Source organism: Neisseria sp. P0001.S005, from assembly GCF_051963715.1.
Genome location: NZ_JBQCTZ010000793.1, coordinates 1 through 359 on the forward strand (window position 1 = coordinate 1; position 359 = coordinate 359).

Genomic DNA, 359 nt, shown 5'->3' on the forward strand with positions numbered 1-359 from the left:
TATCACTGCAATCAGTGTAAACCACAAACTTTCGCTTAGCGGATACACTTCGCGATCGGATGACCAGATAATCCAAAAACCCAAAACAAACGCTTCAAGCATACCAATCCCTTAATAAAATAAGATATTGAGTGAGTTGTTTTTTATAATTATTTCAGACAGATTTTAAGTCTAAGGACTTTGCAAAATGCCGCTTTTGAAGGTATTTTCAGCTATGCGCCAACTCCTGCGCTGTTACCCCTTGCAAAGCTCTAATCTGCATAATTAAACGCACTGAGGTCAAGCCAAAGAATCGGCCAGTTTTTGTGCCTGTGCGAAATCAATACTTCCCTCATAAATTGCGCGGCCGGTAATCGCAC

General features: G+C 40.9%; 2 pseudogenes. Both read right to left on the reverse strand.

The features are described from left to right. A pseudogene (locus tag ACTHSP_RS22910) lies at positions 1–102 on the reverse strand (multidrug transporter MatE); the annotation flags it as partial. A gap of 177 nt (positions 103–279) precedes the next feature. After that, positions 280–359 (reverse strand): annotated as a pseudogene (locus tag ACTHSP_RS22915) (1-(5-phosphoribosyl)-5-((5-phosphoribosylamino)methylideneamino)imidazole-4-carboxamide isomerase); the annotation flags it as partial.